Source organism: Streptomyces sp. NPDC085866 (genome assembly GCF_044541035.1).
Taxonomy (GTDB): domain Bacteria; phylum Actinomycetota; class Actinomycetes; order Streptomycetales; family Streptomycetaceae; genus Streptomyces.
On sequence record NZ_JBITSQ010000015.1, the window covers coordinates 138,673 to 153,747 of the forward strand.

A 15,075-nucleotide genomic window follows, 5' to 3' on the forward strand; every position below is an offset into this window, starting at 1 on the left:
CTAACGCTCCTGCTGGTGAGTGGGGTTCGGGTAGCTGCCGGTCTGGCCGTTGCCGACCTGACGACCCTGTGCGATACCCCGACGGAGATTGGTCAGCCGGCCGCGTACGTCGTCAGGCGCACGCGAGACCTGCGGACCGGCTTGGTGCTGTTGCTGCTGAGCCGTACCCGGGACGAGGTTCGCCCGGGGCACCCGGCGCGGCAGGCCGGAGGTGGTGATGCCACCCGCCGCGGGCTGCCGGACACGCTCCGCCTGACGGACGAGTTCGTCGTTGGGCGAGGTGCGCCAGGAGCCGGTGGCGGGAGAGCGCTGCGGAGCAGGCGCGGGCGCCTGCTGCTGCGGTGCCGGGGACGGAGCCGGGGGGTTGTCCGGCTGCCGCTCCGGCTGGTTGCCGTGGAACCAGTTGGTTTCCAACGTGTCGTACAGCGGGGTACGACCGTCGACCGGGCCGGTGGCCGGCGGCAGTGCCTCCGGCTCCCGGCGGGCCGGACGCTGCTGCGGGGCCGGCGGGCGCGAGGCGCCGAAGTCGCCGCGGTTGCCCTGCTGGGGCCGCTCGAACTGGCCGGTGTTCGCCGGGCTCTGGCCCGGGCGGCCGGGCAGCGCGTGCCGGCCGGTGGAGCTGCCGTCGAAGCCGGCGTCGTAGGCCTGCGGGGCCGCGAACTGGCCGGTGCTCTGCGGGTTCTGCTGCCCGGGCGCCGACGTGCCGTACACGTCGGGGCGGACGAACCCGTTGGCGTCCTGCTGGCCGTACTGGCCGTTGCCCTGCTGGGTGCCGGGACGCTGGAACTGGCCCGTCGAGCTGCTCGTGCCGTTCAGGTCCGGGCGCGGGAACTGGCCCGTGGAACCGTTGGCGCCGAAGTCCGGGCGGGGGAACTCGCCCGTGGCGGCCGGGCCCTGCGCGTCGATGCGGGGCATCTCGGCGGTCGCGCCCGGGCCCTGCCGGTCGTCGACACGCGGCATGCGCGAGGTCTGCGCCGGGTCCTGCTCGTCATGGCCGCGCGGGGTGTCCAGCGAGGCGCGTGACAGCGAGGCCTGGGAGCTGTCGCTCCAGTCCTGGGTGCGCGGCGGGTTGCTGCCGGGCAGCTCGGCCCGCGGACCGCCGCGCGGCGGCAGCTGCGGCTGACGGCCCTGGTCGGCAGCGCCCGCGCCGGCGCGCGGCTGCGCCGGACCACGACCACCGAAGGCGTCCTGCTGCGATCCGCCGAGGCCCGCGGACTGCAGGCCCTGCGTGGCACCGGGACCGCCGAAGCCGCCCGCACCCGCCCCGGCCGGCGCCTGCCGGCCCTGCTGCGAGGCACCCGGACCCTGCTGCGGACCACGCGCACCACCCGGCGCACCGGGACGGCCGCCCTGGCCGGCGCCGGGCAGCGCGGCCCGGGGACCCTGGGCGGAGCCGACCTGGCCACGCGGGGACGGACCGGCGCCGAGGAGGCCGCCGCCGGACGGGGCGCCGCCGAGGGCACCGCCCGAGCCGTTGCCGCCGTTGTTGCGGCGGGCGGCGGCAGCACCGGCCGCGGCCTGCGCGGCGGCCGGACCACCGGTCGGCGCGGGGGCGCCGGGCTTGCCCGCGGGCTTCTTGCCGCCCTGGGCGACGTCGACGGGGAGCATGACCAGCGCGGTCGTACCACCGGAGTCGGAGGGGCGCAGCTGGATGCGGATGCCGTGGCGCTGGGACAGACGACCGACCACGAACAGACCCATGCGGCGGGACACCGAGACGTCCACGGTGGGCGGCGAAGCGAGCCGCTCGTTGATCGCCGCGAGGTCCTCGGGGGAGAGGCCGATACCGGTGTCGTGGATCTCGATCAGCACACGGCCGTCGGGCAGCGCGTGACCGGTGACCTTGACCTTGGTCTGCGGCGAGGAGAAGGAGGTGGCGTTCTCGAGCAGCTCGGCGAGGAGGTGCACGAGGTCGTTGACGACGCGGCCGGCAACCTCGGTGGTCGGGACCGCGGCCAGCTCGATGCGCTCGTACTGCTCCACCTCGGACGCTGCGGCGCGGAGCACGTCGACCAGCGGGACCGGGCGGGTCCAGCGGCGGCCGGGCTCTTCACCGGCGAGAACGAGGAGGTTCTCACCGTTACGGCGCATACGCGTCGCGAGGTGGTCGAGCTTGAAGAGGGAGGACAGCTGGTCCGGGTCGGCCTCGCGGGACTCCAGTTCGGAGATGAGCGAGAGCTGACGCTGGATGAGGCCCTGGGAGCGGCGCGAGAGGTTGGTGAACATCGCGTTGACGTTGCCCCGCAGAAGGGCCTGCTCGGCGGCGAGGCGGACCGCCTCGCGGTGCACGTCGTCGAAGGCCGCGGCCACCTGGCCGATCTCGTCCCGGGAGTGCACACCGACCGACTCCACGGACGTGTCGACGTCCTGCGGGTCGGACTCGGACAGCTGCTTGACCAGCTCGGGCAGGCGGTCCTGGGCGACCTTGGTGGCGGTCTCCTGCAGACGGCGCAGCGAGCGGATCATGGAGCGGGCCACGACGAACGCGCCGACGAGCGAGATGCCGAGGACGATCAGGATCAGCGCACCGGAGATGATCGCGTCGCGCTCGGAGGCGCTGCGCAGCTCGCGGGCCTTCTGCTCCATGTCCTCGAGCAGCGTGTGCTCGATCTTCTTCATCTGGTCGATCTTGGTGGTGCTGTCGTCCACCCAGTCGCGGTACGAGCGGGGCGGCAGTCCGTCCAGGCCGGTGGGGGACTCGAAGGTCCGCTTGGCGTAGAGGTCGGCGCCCTGGATCGTCGGGTTGTTCTCCTCGATCGGCTTGAGCAGCTCGTCCGGGTTCTGGCTGCTGTAGATCTTCCGGAAGATCGCGATCTCGGAGTTCTCGCTCTCGTACGCCGACTGGCCGTAGAGGCGGTCGTTCGAGGAGAGCGTGCCCTTGGTGTTGCCACTGGTGGTCAGCGCCGCGGCGATGACGGCACGCTGCACGGAGGCGTACTCCTTGGCGCTGGAGAAGGCCGCCAGGGCGCGGGTGCGCGTGATCATCTCGGGGTTGCTGGACGCCTCGGCCATGGCCTGGGAGAGGTCAACCAGCTGGGTGATCAGCCGGTGGTACGACTCGACGGTCTGCGTCGAGTTGCCCTTCGCCTGGTAGGCGGACCGGCGGATCTTGGCCAGGTCGTCCAGCTGGTTGGCGAGGCTCACCAGGGTGTCGCGGACGCCCTGGAGGTTGCCGTTCTTGCTCGCCTCGTCGATCTCCTCGGAGGCGTTGAGGAAGTTCTCGCGGGCCCGGTCGGTCTTGTCCTGGAAGCCCTTGATCTGGTAGTCGGTCGACTTCAGGCCGTGCGACAGGGGACCGGCCGACTGGTCGCGCTCGTCCTGGAGCGCCTGGGCCAGTTCGGTGGCCTGCTTGGTCATCTCCGTCAGCAGCTTCATGTTGTCGAGCTGCTGGATGTCGGTGATGTTCTGGTCGATGCGCAGTGCGCCCAGCGAGGTGGCTGCCACCACGGGGAGCGCGAGCAGCGAGACCAGACGCGTGGAGATGCGCCAGTTGCGCAGGGCCACACGCGAACCGGGGCCGGTCGGGCCCTGGGTGGGCTTCACGGTCGGGGTGGGGTTCCCGGTCTTCGTGGGGCCCGCCGAGGAGGACGCGCCGGGGCGCCCGGGGCGCTCACCGCTGTCTCCGGACGGGGCCGGGCCCGGGATCTGGGCGTGCTGGGGCGTGGAGCCGCGGTCGGTCCCGCCGTGCGCATCCGGCTCCGCCGAAGCGCTGCCATCCCTCTTGAAACGTCCCTGCACTAGCGTCGCAACCTCTGGACCAGGCACCCCTCCGCGTGAACGGAGGGACACGGTGTCGGCGTATTGGAGAACGCCCTGAATGCGCTCTCCGATTGGTCTGGAGTGACCGGCGCAGGTTCCCCCCTATCTCGCCGCCACTTGGCGCTGCGTTGCGCCCCCTGCGCGCCGGCTCGATCCCGCGGCGGTCCGTGGAATTCCAGCACAGTGCCGGATCTCCAACAAGGGCCGTGTCCCGAGCTGTGACCTACGTGACGGGCTGTGAGGCATGGGTTACCAACTGTGGTGTGTAATCCAGGTCAAAGTGGACTTATGCCTGCGAGTCGCCCCCTGGTGTCACGTGTCCCAGTCGCCATGATCAGGAGCGGAATGACAGCTTCAGGGGGTCAATGTCCGTTTCGGCGGGAAGAGTTGTCGGCCGGAATTGACCGGTTTGCCCGTGGATCCGTGAGCAAACTCACATGCAGATCACGGGGAGTTCAGGTCTGAGGCGGGGAATCGCATGTTTAGCCTGGCGCTTTACAAGATGGGCGACTCTGCCAACTCCGACACGAGGCCACAGGACGTACAACGGTGAAGACGACGATGATGTTCCGCAACATAGCCAACCCGCGGCGCACGACTCTGGCGCACCTCGAGGACGCCGACGAGCTGCAGACGCCCGAGCTGCCGGAGCACGCCGTCGACCTCCCCGCCCAGACGGCGAACCCGAGGCGCACCGTTCTCATGGAGATCCCGGTGGCCGCGGCGGTCGCGGCCGGCGAGTAGCCGAGCGGGCACCGCACACGCACGGCGAGCGCGGCCCGGAAGATCGTCGCAGGCACGACGATCTTCCGGGCCGCGCTCGTCCCCGGCGCCCGTCGCCTTCCCGAACGCGGGAGGCCCGACCGGTTAACCTGGGGCGTCAGTACGCCGGTACTCAGTGAGGGGCGCAGGATCCCGTGCGCATCGCCAGGTTCTCCATCGACGGGAACGTAGCCTTCGGCGCGGTCGAGGGCGAGAAGCAGGACGAACTCGTCCTCGACATCATCAAGGGCATCCCGTTCGCGGACTACGAGCTGTCCGGGACGAAGGTGCCGCTGAGCAAGGTCAGACTGCTCCCGCCGGTCCTCCCCAACAAGGTCGTGGCGTTCGGCCGCAACTACGCCGACCACGCCAAGGAGCTGGGCAACGAGGTGCCCGAGGCCCCGTTCGCCTTCTTCAAGCCGTCCACCTCGGTGATCGGCCCCGGGGACGAGATCCAGTACCCGTCCTTCTCGCAGGAGCTGCACCACGAGGCCGAGCTGGCCGTCGTCATCGGCCGCATGTGCCGCGAGGTGCCGCGCGAGCGCGTCAAGGACGTGATCCTCGGCTACACCTGCGCCAACGACGTCACCGCCCGCGACGTGCAGAAGCGTGAGAAGCAGTGGGCTCGGGCCAAGGGCTTCGACACCTCCTGCCCGCTCGGCCCCTGGGTGGAGACGGGCCTGGACCTCGACCGCGCGAACGACCTGACCATCCAGCTCACGGTCAACGGCGAACAGCGCCAGCTGGGCCGCACGAGCGAGATGATCCACTCCATCGAGGACCTGATCGTCAACATCAGCGAGGCCATGACCCTGCTGCCCGGCGACGTCATCCTCACCGGCACCCCCGCAGGGGTCGGCCCCCTGAACGTCGGCGACGAGGTCGCCGTCACCATCGAAGGCATCGGCACTCTCACCAACAAGGTTGTCAAGCGTGGCTAGCGCATCCGGCTCCCCCGTACGCGTACGTTTCTGCCCCTCGCCCACCGGTAACCCCCACGTGGGCCTGGTCCGCACCGCCCTGTTCAACTGGGCGTTCGCCCGGCACCACCAGGGCGCCCTGGTCTTCCGCATCGAGGACACCGACGCGGCCCGCGACTCCGAGGAGTCGTACAACCAGCTGCTGGACGCGATGCGCTGGCTGGGCTTCGACTGGGACGAGGGCCCCGAGATCGGCGGCCCGCACGCGCCGTACCGCCAGTCGCAGCGCATGGACCTCTACAAGGACGTCGCCCAGAAGCTCCTGGACGCCGGCCACGCCTACCACTGCTACTGCTCCCAGGAGGAGCTGGACACCCGCCGCGAGGCCGCCCGCGCCGCCGGCAAGCCGTCCGGCTACGACGGCCACTGCCGCGACCTGAGCGCCGAGCAGGTCGAGCAGTACAAGGCCCAGGGCCGCACCCCGATCGTCCGCTTCCGGATGCCCGACGAGACGATCACCTTCACGGACCTGGTCCGCGGCGAGCTGACCTTCACCCCGGAGAACGTCCCGGACTACGGCATCGTCCGCGCCAACGGCGCCCCGCTGTACACGCTGGTCAACCCGGTCGACGACGCCCTGATGGAGATCACCCACGTCCTGCGCGGCGAGGACCTGCTCTCCTCCACCCCGCGCCAGATCGCCCTGTACAAGGCCCTGACCGAGCTGGGCATCGCCAAGCAGACCCCGGCCTTCGGTCATCTGCCGTACGTCATGGGCGAGGGCAACAAGAAGCTCTCCAAGCGTGACCCGCAGTCGTCCCTCAACCTCTACCGCGAGCGGGGCTTCCTGCCCGAGGGCCTGCTCAACTACCTGTCGCTGCTCGGCTGGTCGCTCTCGGCCGACAAGGACATCTTCACCATCGACGAGATGGTCGCCGCCTTCGACATCGCCGACGTGAACCCCAACCCGGCGCGCTTCGACCTCAAGAAGTGCGAGGCGATCAACGCCGACCACATCCGCATGCTGGATGCGAAGGAGTTCACGGAGCGCTGCCGCACCTGGCTGAAGGCGCCGTTCGCCCCCTGGGCGCCGGAGGACTTCGACGAGGCCAAGTGGCAGGCGATCGCCCCGCACGCCCAGACCCGGCTGAAGGTGCTCTCCGAGATCACCGACAACGTCGACTTCCTCTTCCTCGCCGAGCCGGTCTTCGACGAGGCGAGCTGGACGAAGGCGATGAAGGAGGGCTCGGACGCCCTGCTGCGCACGGCCCGCGAGAAGCTGGACTCGGCGGACTGGACGTCGGCCGAGGCCCTCAAGGAGGCCGTCCTGGCCGCCGGCGAGGCCCACGGCCTCAAGCTCGGCAAGGCCCAGGCCCCGGTCCGCGTGGCCGTCACCGGCCGCACGGTCGGTCTGCCCCTGTTCGAGTCCCTCGAGGTCCTCGGCAAGGAGAAGACGCTGGACCGCATCGACGCGGCGCTGGCCAAGCTCTCCGCGTAGCGACTCCTCGTACAGCGTCTCTTCGCAGAACACGGCGGAGACAGGGCGGCGTCCGGTTCGGGCGCCGCCCTGCGTACGTCCACCGAGCCGTCCTCCGGCGTTCACCCCTGCGGCCGAGCTCCGCTTCCCGGACGGACGCCGCATCGCCGGTGGCACCGGCCGCTACGTGCTCCTCGACGGCGGCACGCCCGGCGTGCAGATCGTCGGCTTCCCGCGCGGCGCCGCCTCCGGCGCGGTCGTGCTCAGCCGCGGCCGCACCACCGCGGCCGTCCGGGGCCAGGTCCTGTGGACACCCGGCAGCGCCAGGGGGTCGATCACCGGCCGCGATCCGAAGACCGGCCGGACCACGACCACCGGGGCCACCGGCGCCCCGTGCGTGCCCACCGACATCCAGGCCGTCGACACCTGGCTCCACCGGAGCCGCGGCTTCGACCGGTACCGCGCACACCCGCACCGTGGCCGTCCTGCCCAGGACGGACCGGAACACCGGCGGCAGCAGCGGACGGTGGGCCGTGGACCGCTTCGGCGGCCGGATCGCCCACCTCACCGCGACCTACGGCCAGGTGGTGACCGTCCCCAGCGGCGTCCCCACCTCGCCGTTCACACAGACGGAGGCACAGGTCTCCTCGCCCTCCGTCGTCGCCCTGACGCTCCCAGGTGCACCTGGAAGCTCACCGCCGCCCGGCCCCGCGACGGTCCGGGCAGGAACCCGGCCCTGACCGGCACGACGACCCTCGGCTGACGGCGCGCGGAAGGTACGGTCGCTCTCATGACGATCAGAGCTGTGGTCTGGGACGTGGACGACACCCTTTTCGACTACACGAGTGCGGACCGCGAGGGCATGCGGGCCCATCTGGCGGCGGAGGGCCTGCTCTCCGGGTACGACAGCCCGGAGCAGGCGCTCGTGCGGTGGCGGGAGGTCACCGATCAGCAGTGGGCGCGCTTCTCGGCGGGGGAGGTGTCCTTCGAGGGGCAGCGGCGCGACCGCGTACGGGTCTTCCTGGGGCAGGAGCTGTCCGACGCCGAGGCCGACGTCTGGTTCCGGCGTTACATCGCTCACTACGAGGCCGCCTGGAGCCTGTTCCCGGACGTGCTGCCCGCCCTGGACGCCCTCGCCGCCAGCCACCGGCACGGGGTGCTGTCCAACTCCAGCCTCACGGTCCAGGAGCACAAGCTGCGCACCCTCGGCGTGCGCGACCGCTTCGAGAGCCTGCTGTGCGCCGCCGAGCTGGGCGTCTCCAAGCCGGAGGCCGGCGCGTTCCTCGCGGCCTGCGAGGCACTCGACCTGTCCCCGCACGAGGTGGCGTACGTCGGTGATCACCCGGAGATCGACGGGCGGGGCGCGGCCGAGGCCGGGCTGTTGTCCGTCTGGATCGACCGCGGCGGGGTGTACGCGCAGGGCCCGGACGCGGTGGCCGCACACCGGATCTCGACCCTCGCCGAACTCCCAGCGCTCGTCCATGCGGATACCCGTTTTGGAGCCCCGTCCACCTTCGGGTAATGTTCTTCCTGCGCCGCCGGAGAGCGGGCCGAAAGGCCAGGAACCGGAGGCGCGAACTAGAACGAGATCCCCGCAGGGGCTTGAGTTCCAGTGGCCTATGGTGTAATTGGCAGCACGACTGATTCTGGTTCAGTTAGTCTTGGTTCGAGTCCAGGTAGGCCAGCTCGCAGAGCTCATCTGCAAAGCCCCCGTTGTGTAGCGGCCTAGCACGCTGCCCTCTCAAGGCAGTAGCGCCGGTTCGAATCCGGTCGGGGGTACTGATCTCGATCATCTCGGGATCGCTAGGGCCCCCGTTGTGTAGCGGCCTAGCACGCCGCCCTCTCAAGGCGGTAGCGCCGGTTCGAATCCGGTCGGGGGTACGACTGGTCTAAACCATCATTGGTCTATGGTGTAATTGGCAGCACGACTGATTCTGGTTCAGTTAGTCTTGGTTCGAGTCCAGGTAGACCAGCTCGGACCTGCGGAAACGCAGTGTCCAGGCCCCCGTTGTGTAGCGGCCTAGCACGCCGCCCTCTCAAGGCGGTAGCGCCGGTTCGAATCCGGTCGGGGGTACAAGAGGAAGGCCCTCCGCTTCTGCGGAGGGCCTTCGTCGTGTCCCGCGCCGGCTACTCGAACCCGTACCGCCGTGTCGTCTCCTCCTCCTGGGCCAGCCGGTGCAGCGCCTGCAGCACCGGCTCGTTGAGGATCGCCCCCAGGACCGCGAACTCGATCCGCTCCGCCTGCGACGTGTACGTCTCCATGTTGTCCAGGTCGAGGACGGCTGTCCGATACATCAACTCGGCGTACGGAGCGAGCAGTTCGGCCCCGAAGGTGTAGCCGATCCGGCGGAACGCGGCCACCGCCACCACCAGCGAGCGGTACGCGGGGGAGATGGTCGTGAGCCGCTTGGCGTTCTCCCAGCCGAGCTCGTCCAGGAGCTTGTCGACCTCCTGGTGTGCGGCCTGGACGTACTCGTCCTCCTCGTCCGGCTCCGGCACCTGCGGCAGCGCCCACAGCGCCGCGCCCAGGCGAATCGAGCGGCCCAGGGAGTCGTCGTCCACGTGCCCGAGCACCTCGCGCACCTTCGCCACCGGCACCCGGCCCACCTGGATCATCGCCCGCACCAGCCGCAGCCGGCGCAGATGCTCCTCGTCGTACTCGGCCGTCGTGGCGTTGACCTGGCGGCCCGGCGGCAACAGCCCTTCGCGCAGGTAGTACTTGATCGTCGCGGTGGACACACCGCTGTGTCTGCTCAGTTCGGCGAGCCGCATGTCTTGCGCTCCTTCTCGGATAACGGCACTATCCAAGCATTGCTACTTGGATAGCTTCGCTCACCAACGAGGGGACGTCGTCATGGTGACCCGTACGACTGCCGATGCGAAGGGCGAGGTCGTCGTCCTGCTGATCGGCATGCGCATCAACCGATTCTGGGCGGTGCACCTGTGGCTGCCGGTGATGCTCGCGATGCTCCGCATGCTGAGGGACCTGCGGAAGGAACCCGAGCGGGGTCTGCTCAGCCACGTCCTGCTGACGGCCTCGCCGCGGACGTACTACGTCGTGCAGTACTGGGAGTCCAAGGACAAGCTGTACGGCTACGCGACGGCACCGGACGCTTTCCATCACAAGGCCTGGGCGCGCCTCAACCGCAAGGAGCGGGCCGGGAAGCTGCGCGGGCAGGTCGGCATCTGGCACGAGTCGTACGTCGTGCCCGAGGGGTCGTACGAGACGATCTACGGCGATATGCCCGCGTTCGGGCTGGCCGCAGCGCATGGGCAGATACCGCTGGAGAGGCGGGGTCGGTACGCGAAGGACCGGTTCGCCTACCGGTCGCAGCGGGCATCGGCGGCCGAGAAGGCCGGCTGACCGGGGGGATCGGGGGACCGGGGAGGGCCTGCCGCGGCGTTGAGGCGGGCCCTCTCCGGGTGCGTCCGAGGCGCTCGGGCGTTCCTGCCGTCAGCCCGAGCGGCGCAGGGCCTCCGACAGGCGGGCCGCCGCGTCGATGACCGCCTGGGCGTGCATGCGGCCCGGGTGGCGCGTCAGGCGCTCGATGGGGCCGGAGACGGACACCGCGGCCACCACGCGGTTGGAGGGGCCGCGTACGGGCGCCGAGACGGACGCCACGCCCGGCTCGCGCTCGCCGATGGACTGGGCCCAGCCGCGGCGTCGTACGCCCGACAGTGCCGTCGCCGTGAAGCGGGCGCCCTGGAGGCCGCGGTGCAGGCGCTCGGGCTCCTCCCAGGCCATCAGGATCTGCGCCGAGGAGCCCGCCTTCATGGTCAGCGTGGATCCGACCGGGACCGTGTCCCGCAGGCCGGACAGGCGTTCCGCCGCGGCCACACAGATCCGCATGTCACCCTGGCGTCGGTAGAGCTGTGCGCTCTCGCCGGTGACATCGCGGAGGTGGGTGAGCACGGGGCCCGCCGTCGCGAGCAGGCGGTCCTCGCCGGCCGCCGCCGCCAGTTCCGCGAGGCGCGGGCCGAGGATGAACCGGCCCTGCATGTCGCGTGCCACCATGCGGTGGTGTTCCAGGGCCACGGCCAGGCGGTGGGCCGTGGGTCTTGCCAGTCCGGTGGCTCCGACCAGACCCGCGAGGGTGGCCGGACCGGACTCCAGAGCGCTCAGGACGAGGGCCGCCTTGTCCAGAACGCCGACGCCGCTACTGTTGTCCATGCAACGATACTCACGTCTCACTCTGTGAAACGCAAGTTCAATTTTCCGTGGAACGCGCCACCCTGGAATCACACAGCGGCCCGCAGACCAACGGGCCTGGCGGTGGACGCCCGGAATCACGACTTCAGGGGCCCCTAAAAAGGCAGTCGCCGCTTCCTCAAGATCTCTAGTTGGGCCGGTGGACGTTTGCCGGTCGGAGGGAAAGCGATGGGTAGGACACTCGCGGAGAAGGTCTGGGACGACCACGTCGTCCGGCGCGCCGAGGGCGAGCCCGACCTCCTCTACATCGATCTGCACCTGCTGCACGAGGTGACCAGCCCGCAGGCCTTCGACGGTCTGCGTCAGAACGGTCGCAAGGTGCGCCGTCTCGACCTCACCATCGCGACCGAGGACCACAACACCCCGACCCTCGACATCGACAAGCCCATCGCCGACCCGGTCTCCCGCGCCCAGCTGGAGACGCTGCGCAAGAACTGCGCCGAGTTCGGGGTGCGCCTGCACCCGCTGGGCGACGTCGAGCAGGGCGTCGTGCACGTCGTGGGTCCGCAGCTGGGTCTGACCCAGCCGGGCACCACCGTCGTCTGCGGTGACTCGCACACCTCCACGCACGGTGCCTTCGGTGCGCTGGCGTTCGGCATCGGCACCTCCCAGGTGGAGCACGTGCTGGCCACCCAGACGCTGCCGCTGGCCCGCCCCAAGACCATGGCCATCACCGTCGAGGGCGAGCTGCCCGAGGGCGTCACCGCCAAGGACCTGATCCTGGCGATCATCGCCAGGATCGGTACGGGCGGCGGCCAGGGCTACATCCTGGAGTACCGCGGCTCCGCCATCGAGAAGCTCTCGATGGAAGCCCGGATGACCATCTGCAACATGTCGATCGAGGCCGGTGCCCGCGCGGGCATGATCGCCCCCGACGAGACCACCTTCGCGTACCTCAAGGGCCGTCCGCACGCCCCCGAGGGCGCCGACTGGGACGCCGCGGTCGAGTACTGGAAGACCCTGAAGACGGACGAGGACGCCGTCTTCGACGCCGAGGTCGTCATCAACGCCGACGAGCTGTCGCCGTTCGTCACCTGGGGTACCAACCCCGGCCAGGGCGCGCCGCTTTCGGCGTCCGTCCCCGACCCGGCTTCGTACGAAGACGCTTCGGAGCGCCTGGCCGCCGAAAAGGCTCTGGAGTACATGGGGTTGGAGGCCGGTCAGCCGCTGCGCTCCATCAACGTGGACACCGTCTTCGTAGGCTCCTGCACCAACGGCCGTATCGAGGACCTGCGCGCCGCCGCGGACCTGCTGCGCGGCCGTAAAGTCGCCGACGGCGTACGGATGCTGGTCGTCCCGGGCTCCGCGCGGGTCGGTCTGCAGGCCGTCTCCGAAGGCCTGGACGTGGTCTTCAAGGAGGCCGGCGCCGAATGGCGGCACGCGGGCTGCTCGATGTGCCTCGGCATGAACCCCGACCAGCTGGCCCCGGGTGAGCGCTCCGCGTCCACCTCCAACCGCAACTTCGAGGGCCGGCAGGGCAAGGGCGGCCGTACCCACCTGGTGTCGCCGCAGGTCGCGGCCGCGACCGCCGTCCTGGGCCACCTGGCCTCGCCCGCCGACCTGTCCGACGCCCCTGCGCCCGCTGGAGTCTGAGAATCATGGAAGCCTTCACCACCCACACCGGCCGGGCCGTCCCGCTGCGCCGCAGCAACGTCGACACCGACCAGATCATCCCTGCTCACTGGCTCAAGAAGGTGACCCGGGACGGCTTCGAGGACGGGCTGTTCGAGGCCTGGCGCAAGGACGAGTCCTTCATCCTCAACCGGCCCGAGCGGCAGGGCGCCACCGTCCTGGTCGCCGGCCCCGACTTCGGCACCGGCTCCTCCCGTGAGCACGCCGTCTGGGCGCTGCAGAACTACGGCTTCAAGACCGTGATCTCCTCCCGCTTCGCGGACATCTTCCGGGGCAACTCGCTGAAGAACGGCCTGCTCACCGTGGTTCTCGACCAGAAGGTCGTGGACGCGCTGTGGGAGCTGACCGAGCGGGACCCGCAGGCCGAGATCACCGTCGACCTGGAGGCCCGCGAGGTGCGCGCCGAGGGGGTCACCGCCTCCTTCGAGCTGGACGAGAACTCCCGCTGGCGGCTGCTGAACGGCCTGGACGACATCTCCATCACCCTCCAGAACGAGGGCGACATCGCCGATTACGAGACCAAGCGGCCGGGCTACAAGCCGCGCACGCTCCAGATCTGATCCAGGTCCCCCGACCGGGTCGAGATCCGGCCACCTCAACACCCTCTCCGTACCCCCGATCGCCACGATCGGGGGTACGGCCGTTTCTGCACCCGAACGGCTCCGCGCGTTCTCGCAGGTCCGCTCAACTCCCCACGTTACGAAGGCCGTTGCCGGGGTACGCGAGTGTTGTGAACGCGGCTTTGGCAAGTGCCCGGAAGGCCGTTTGAGGCGGCAGTTGCACCCTGGGCAGGCGACAACTCGCCCCAGATGGCACAATCTGTGCATGGAACACGACGGCCAACTCGAGCTCTATGCGGCGGTCGCGGACCAACTGAAGGAAGCGCACACAAGAGTGCGCGCACTGCAAGTCCCGGAGGGCGTACGGATGGCGCTGAACCGGAAGCTGCTGGTCATTACGGCCGCGGCCAAGCACGACATCGCCGATGCGGCAAGGCGGCTCGAGCGGTTCACCAAGGACCTCGACGAGGGTCGGATCCCCGACGAGGACCGCTGAACAGCCCGGGCAACCGAGTCCGTTGCGGCACAAGGGTGATAAGCCCGTTTCGTGTTTGATTTGCGGTATATATCTGCCTAACGTGCGAAAAAGCTTGAACACTTTCGTTCTGGCGATGTCTCCGAAGGGGAAGACGTGAACAAGGCGCAGCTCGTAGAAGCGATTGCCGACAAGATGGGCGGCCGCCAGCAGGCCGCCGATGCTGTCGATCATGTCCTGGACGCCATCGTCCGCGCGGTCGTCGCGGGTGAGCGGGTCTCGGTCACCGGCTTCGGGTCCTTCGAGAAGGTGGACCGCCCCGCCCGCTACGCCCGTAACCCCCAGACGGGCGAGCGGGTTCGGGTCAAGAAGACGTCCGTGCCGCGCTTCCGCGCGGGCCAGGGCTTCAAGGACCTGGTCAGCGGCTCGAAGAAGCTCCCGCGCGGCGGCGAGGTCGCCGTCAAGAAGGCGCCCAAGGGCAGCCTGACCGGCGGGGCTGCCGCGACGGTCAAGAAGGCCGCGGCCAAGAAGACCACCAAGGCGGCCGCGAAGAAGGTCACCGCCAAGAAGGCGGCGCCCGCGAAGAAGGTCACGGCGAAGAAGGTCACGGCGAAGAAGACCACCGCCAAGAAGACGACGGCCGCCGCGAAGAAGACCACGGCGAAGGCCGCCGCGAAGAAGACGACGGCCAAGAAGGCCCCGGCGAAGAAGGTCACCGCCAAGAAGGCCCCGGCCAAGAAGTCGACGGCCCGCAAGACCACCGCGAAGAAGGCCACTGCCCGCAAGGCGTCGTAAGTCGCCAGGGCATTCACGCGCCGGGCCGGACTCCTCTGGGGAGCCCGGCCCGCGGCGTTTTTCGGAAGCCTCAGAGCGTCTGCAGGGTCACCAGCGTGATCCGCAGGCCGTCTCCGGCACCTTCCGTCTCGATGCGCACCCGCTGCCCGGGGCGCAGCAGCCGCAGCCCGCCCGCGTCGAACGCAGCCGCGTCGAAGGGGACCGGGGTGCCGTCGTCGAGGAGCACCTGCCCGGCGCGGGTTTCGGGGTCGTACGTGTATGCGGTCGCCTGCATGGCAGCCAGCCTAATGCCCGCCGTGGTTCGGGGCGCGCCGTTGGTCTGCGGGCCGTCGCCCGAGTGCGGGGGCGTGGGGGCCGGTCTCGCCCACGCGGCGGAGCCGCATATCGATACGGCCCCGCGCCCCTGGGGAGTTGCGGCGCCGTCGGCCGCAAAGGTGCCGTCCGTAGCTGCGGGTAGTCGTGCACCTGGGGCGATGGGGCCCTGC

At 70.0% G+C, this 15,075-nt stretch carries 15 protein-coding genes and 5 tRNA genes; 15 read left to right on the top strand and 5 right to left on the bottom strand.

The features are described from left to right. The gene (locus tag ACIF83_RS33655) at positions 1 to 3,738 is read right to left on the bottom strand and encodes a nitrate- and nitrite sensing domain-containing protein (protein WP_399732580.1); all 3,738 of its coding nucleotides are present in this window, start codon (positions 3,736 to 3,738) and stop codon (positions 1 to 3) included. A 570-nt stretch (positions 3,739 to 4,308) separates the two neighbouring features. Here ACIF83_RS33655 and ACIF83_RS33660 point away from each other — a divergent pair. The 3 genes from ACIF83_RS33660 to gltX all read left to right on the top strand — a co-directional run bounded on the left by ACIF83_RS33660 (position 4,309) and on the right by gltX (position 6,939). Continuing rightward, positions 4,309 to 4,503, top strand: coding sequence for a hypothetical protein (locus ACIF83_RS33660; protein ID WP_393480479.1), 195 nt, complete (start codon positions 4,309 to 4,311; stop codon positions 4,501 to 4,503). Positions 4,504 to 4,676: 173 nt separating this feature from the next. Beyond that, on the top strand, positions 4,677 to 5,462 hold the full coding sequence (locus ACIF83_RS33665; protein ID WP_393480476.1) for a fumarylacetoacetate hydrolase family protein: 786 nt from the start codon (positions 4,677 to 4,679) through the stop codon (positions 5,460 to 5,462). After that, positions 5,455 to 6,939 carry a glutamate--tRNA ligase gene (gene gltX / locus ACIF83_RS33670; protein ID WP_393480473.1) on the top strand — a complete coding sequence of 495 codons (1,485 nt, stop codon included), beginning with the start codon at positions 5,455 to 5,457 and terminating at the stop codon, positions 6,937 to 6,939. Before ACIF83_RS33665 ends, gltX begins: the two co-directional genes overlap by 8 nt. A 162-nt stretch (positions 6,940 to 7,101) precedes the next feature. On the opposite strand, the gene ACIF83_RS33675 is transcribed toward gltX, so the two are convergent. Continuing rightward, complete coding sequence (locus tag ACIF83_RS33675; protein ID WP_393480471.1) at positions 7,102 to 7,344, bottom strand: hypothetical protein; 243 nt, start codon at positions 7,342 to 7,344, stop codon at positions 7,102 to 7,104. 50 nt (positions 7,345 to 7,394) lie between these two features. On the opposite strand from ACIF83_RS33675, the gene ACIF83_RS33680 reads away from it, so the two are divergent. The 7 genes from ACIF83_RS33680 to ACIF83_RS33710 all read left to right on the top strand — a co-directional run bounded on the left by ACIF83_RS33680 (position 7,395) and on the right by ACIF83_RS33710 (position 8,992). Further along, positions 7,395 to 7,658, top strand: a complete 264-nt coding sequence (locus tag ACIF83_RS33680) for a hypothetical protein (RefSeq protein ID WP_398139766.1) — start codon at positions 7,395 to 7,397, stop codon at positions 7,656 to 7,658. A 50-nt stretch (positions 7,659 to 7,708) separates the two neighbouring features. After that, positions 7,709 to 8,440: an HAD family hydrolase gene (locus ACIF83_RS33685; RefSeq protein ID WP_399732585.1), complete on the top strand. Its 732-nt coding sequence runs from the start codon at positions 7,709 to 7,711 to the stop codon at positions 8,438 to 8,440. A gap of 91 nt (positions 8,441 to 8,531) precedes the next feature. Continuing rightward, positions 8,532 to 8,603: transfer RNA gene (locus ACIF83_RS33690), tRNA-Gln, on the top strand. A gap of 21 nt (positions 8,604 to 8,624) precedes the next feature. Next, positions 8,625 to 8,697: transfer RNA gene (locus ACIF83_RS33695), tRNA-Glu, on the top strand. A gap of 29 nt (positions 8,698 to 8,726) precedes the next feature. Further along, positions 8,727 to 8,799 (top strand) — tRNA-Glu (locus ACIF83_RS33700). A gap of 20 nt (positions 8,800 to 8,819) precedes the next feature. Next, positions 8,820 to 8,891 (top strand) — tRNA-Gln (locus ACIF83_RS33705). 28 nt (positions 8,892 to 8,919) lie between these two features. Further along, positions 8,920 to 8,992 (top strand) — tRNA-Glu (locus ACIF83_RS33710). A 53-nt stretch (positions 8,993 to 9,045) separates the two neighbouring features. Here the strand turns inward: ACIF83_RS33710 and ACIF83_RS33715 are convergent. Then, positions 9,046 to 9,690: a MerR family transcriptional regulator gene (locus ACIF83_RS33715; protein ID WP_393480462.1), complete on the bottom strand. Its 645-nt coding sequence runs from the start codon at positions 9,688 to 9,690 to the stop codon at positions 9,046 to 9,048. An 82-nt stretch (positions 9,691 to 9,772) separates the two neighbouring features. On the opposite strand from ACIF83_RS33715, the gene ACIF83_RS33720 reads away from it, so the two are divergent. Then, the gene (locus ACIF83_RS33720) at positions 9,773 to 10,282 is read left to right on the top strand and encodes a DUF4188 domain-containing protein (protein ID WP_399732588.1); all 510 of its coding nucleotides are present in this window, start codon (positions 9,773 to 9,775) and stop codon (positions 10,280 to 10,282) included. Between the two features lie 90 nt (positions 10,283 to 10,372). On the opposite strand, the gene ndgR is transcribed toward ACIF83_RS33720, so the two are convergent. Next, entirely contained in the window at positions 10,373 to 11,089 is a 717-nt protein-coding gene (gene ndgR / locus ACIF83_RS33725) for an IclR family transcriptional regulator NdgR (RefSeq protein ID WP_009320373.1), read from the bottom strand. Positions 11,090 to 11,296: 207 nt separating this feature from the next. On the opposite strand from ndgR, the gene leuC reads away from it, so the two are divergent. The 4 genes from leuC (at position 11,297) to ACIF83_RS33745 (ending at position 14,590) form a co-directional block, all read left to right on the top strand. Beyond that, positions 11,297 to 12,721, top strand: coding sequence for a 3-isopropylmalate dehydratase large subunit (gene leuC / locus ACIF83_RS33730; protein WP_393480457.1), 1,425 nt, complete (start codon positions 11,297 to 11,299; stop codon positions 12,719 to 12,721). A 5-nt stretch (positions 12,722 to 12,726) separates the two neighbouring features. After that, complete coding sequence (gene leuD, locus ACIF83_RS33735; protein WP_393480454.1) at positions 12,727 to 13,320, top strand: 3-isopropylmalate dehydratase small subunit; 594 nt, start codon at positions 12,727 to 12,729, stop codon at positions 13,318 to 13,320. Positions 13,321 to 13,585: 265 nt separating this feature from the next. After that, a complete protein-coding gene (locus ACIF83_RS33740; protein ID WP_386576520.1) occupies positions 13,586 to 13,816 on the top strand; it encodes a hypothetical protein in 231 nt (76 codons plus the stop codon). A gap of 135 nt (positions 13,817 to 13,951) precedes the next feature. Beyond that, positions 13,952 to 14,590, top strand: a complete 639-nt coding sequence (locus ACIF83_RS33745; protein WP_145883470.1) for an HU family DNA-binding protein — start codon at positions 13,952 to 13,954, stop codon at positions 14,588 to 14,590. A 70-nt stretch (positions 14,591 to 14,660) separates the two neighbouring features. Here the strand turns inward: ACIF83_RS33745 and ACIF83_RS33750 are convergent, their stop codons facing one another. Next, entirely contained in the window at positions 14,661 to 14,864 is a 204-nt protein-coding gene (locus ACIF83_RS33750) for a hypothetical protein (RefSeq protein WP_386576518.1), read from the bottom strand. Between the last annotated feature and the right edge of the window lie 211 nt (positions 14,865 to 15,075).

What these genes read in the sequence shown, in the direction of transcription:
- ACIF83_RS33685 (WP_399732585.1), top strand. Translation starts at nt 7,709, where the DNA reads ATGACGATCAGAGCTGTGGTCTGGGACGTGGACGACACCCTTTTCGAC.
- ACIF83_RS33750 (WP_386576518.1), bottom strand. Translation starts at nt 14,864, where the DNA reads ATGCAGGCGACCGCATACACGTACGACCCCGAAACCCGCGCCGGGCAG.
- leuC (WP_393480457.1), top strand. Translation starts at nt 11,297, where the DNA reads ATGGGTAGGACACTCGCGGAGAAGGTCTGGGACGACCACGTCGTCCGG.
- ACIF83_RS33740 (WP_386576520.1), top strand. Translation starts at nt 13,586, where the DNA reads ATGGAACACGACGGCCAACTCGAGCTCTATGCGGCGGTCGCGGACCAA.
- leuD (WP_393480454.1), top strand. Translation starts at nt 12,727, where the DNA reads ATGGAAGCCTTCACCACCCACACCGGCCGGGCCGTCCCGCTGCGCCGC.
- ACIF83_RS33720 (WP_399732588.1), top strand. Translation starts at nt 9,773, where the DNA reads ATGGTGACCCGTACGACTGCCGATGCGAAGGGCGAGGTCGTCGTCCTG.
- ACIF83_RS33715 (WP_393480462.1), bottom strand. Translation starts at nt 9,690, where the DNA reads ATGCGGCTCGCCGAACTGAGCAGACACAGCGGTGTGTCCACCGCGACG.
- ndgR (WP_009320373.1), bottom strand. Translation starts at nt 11,089, where the DNA reads ATGGACAACAGTAGCGGCGTCGGCGTTCTGGACAAGGCGGCCCTCGTC.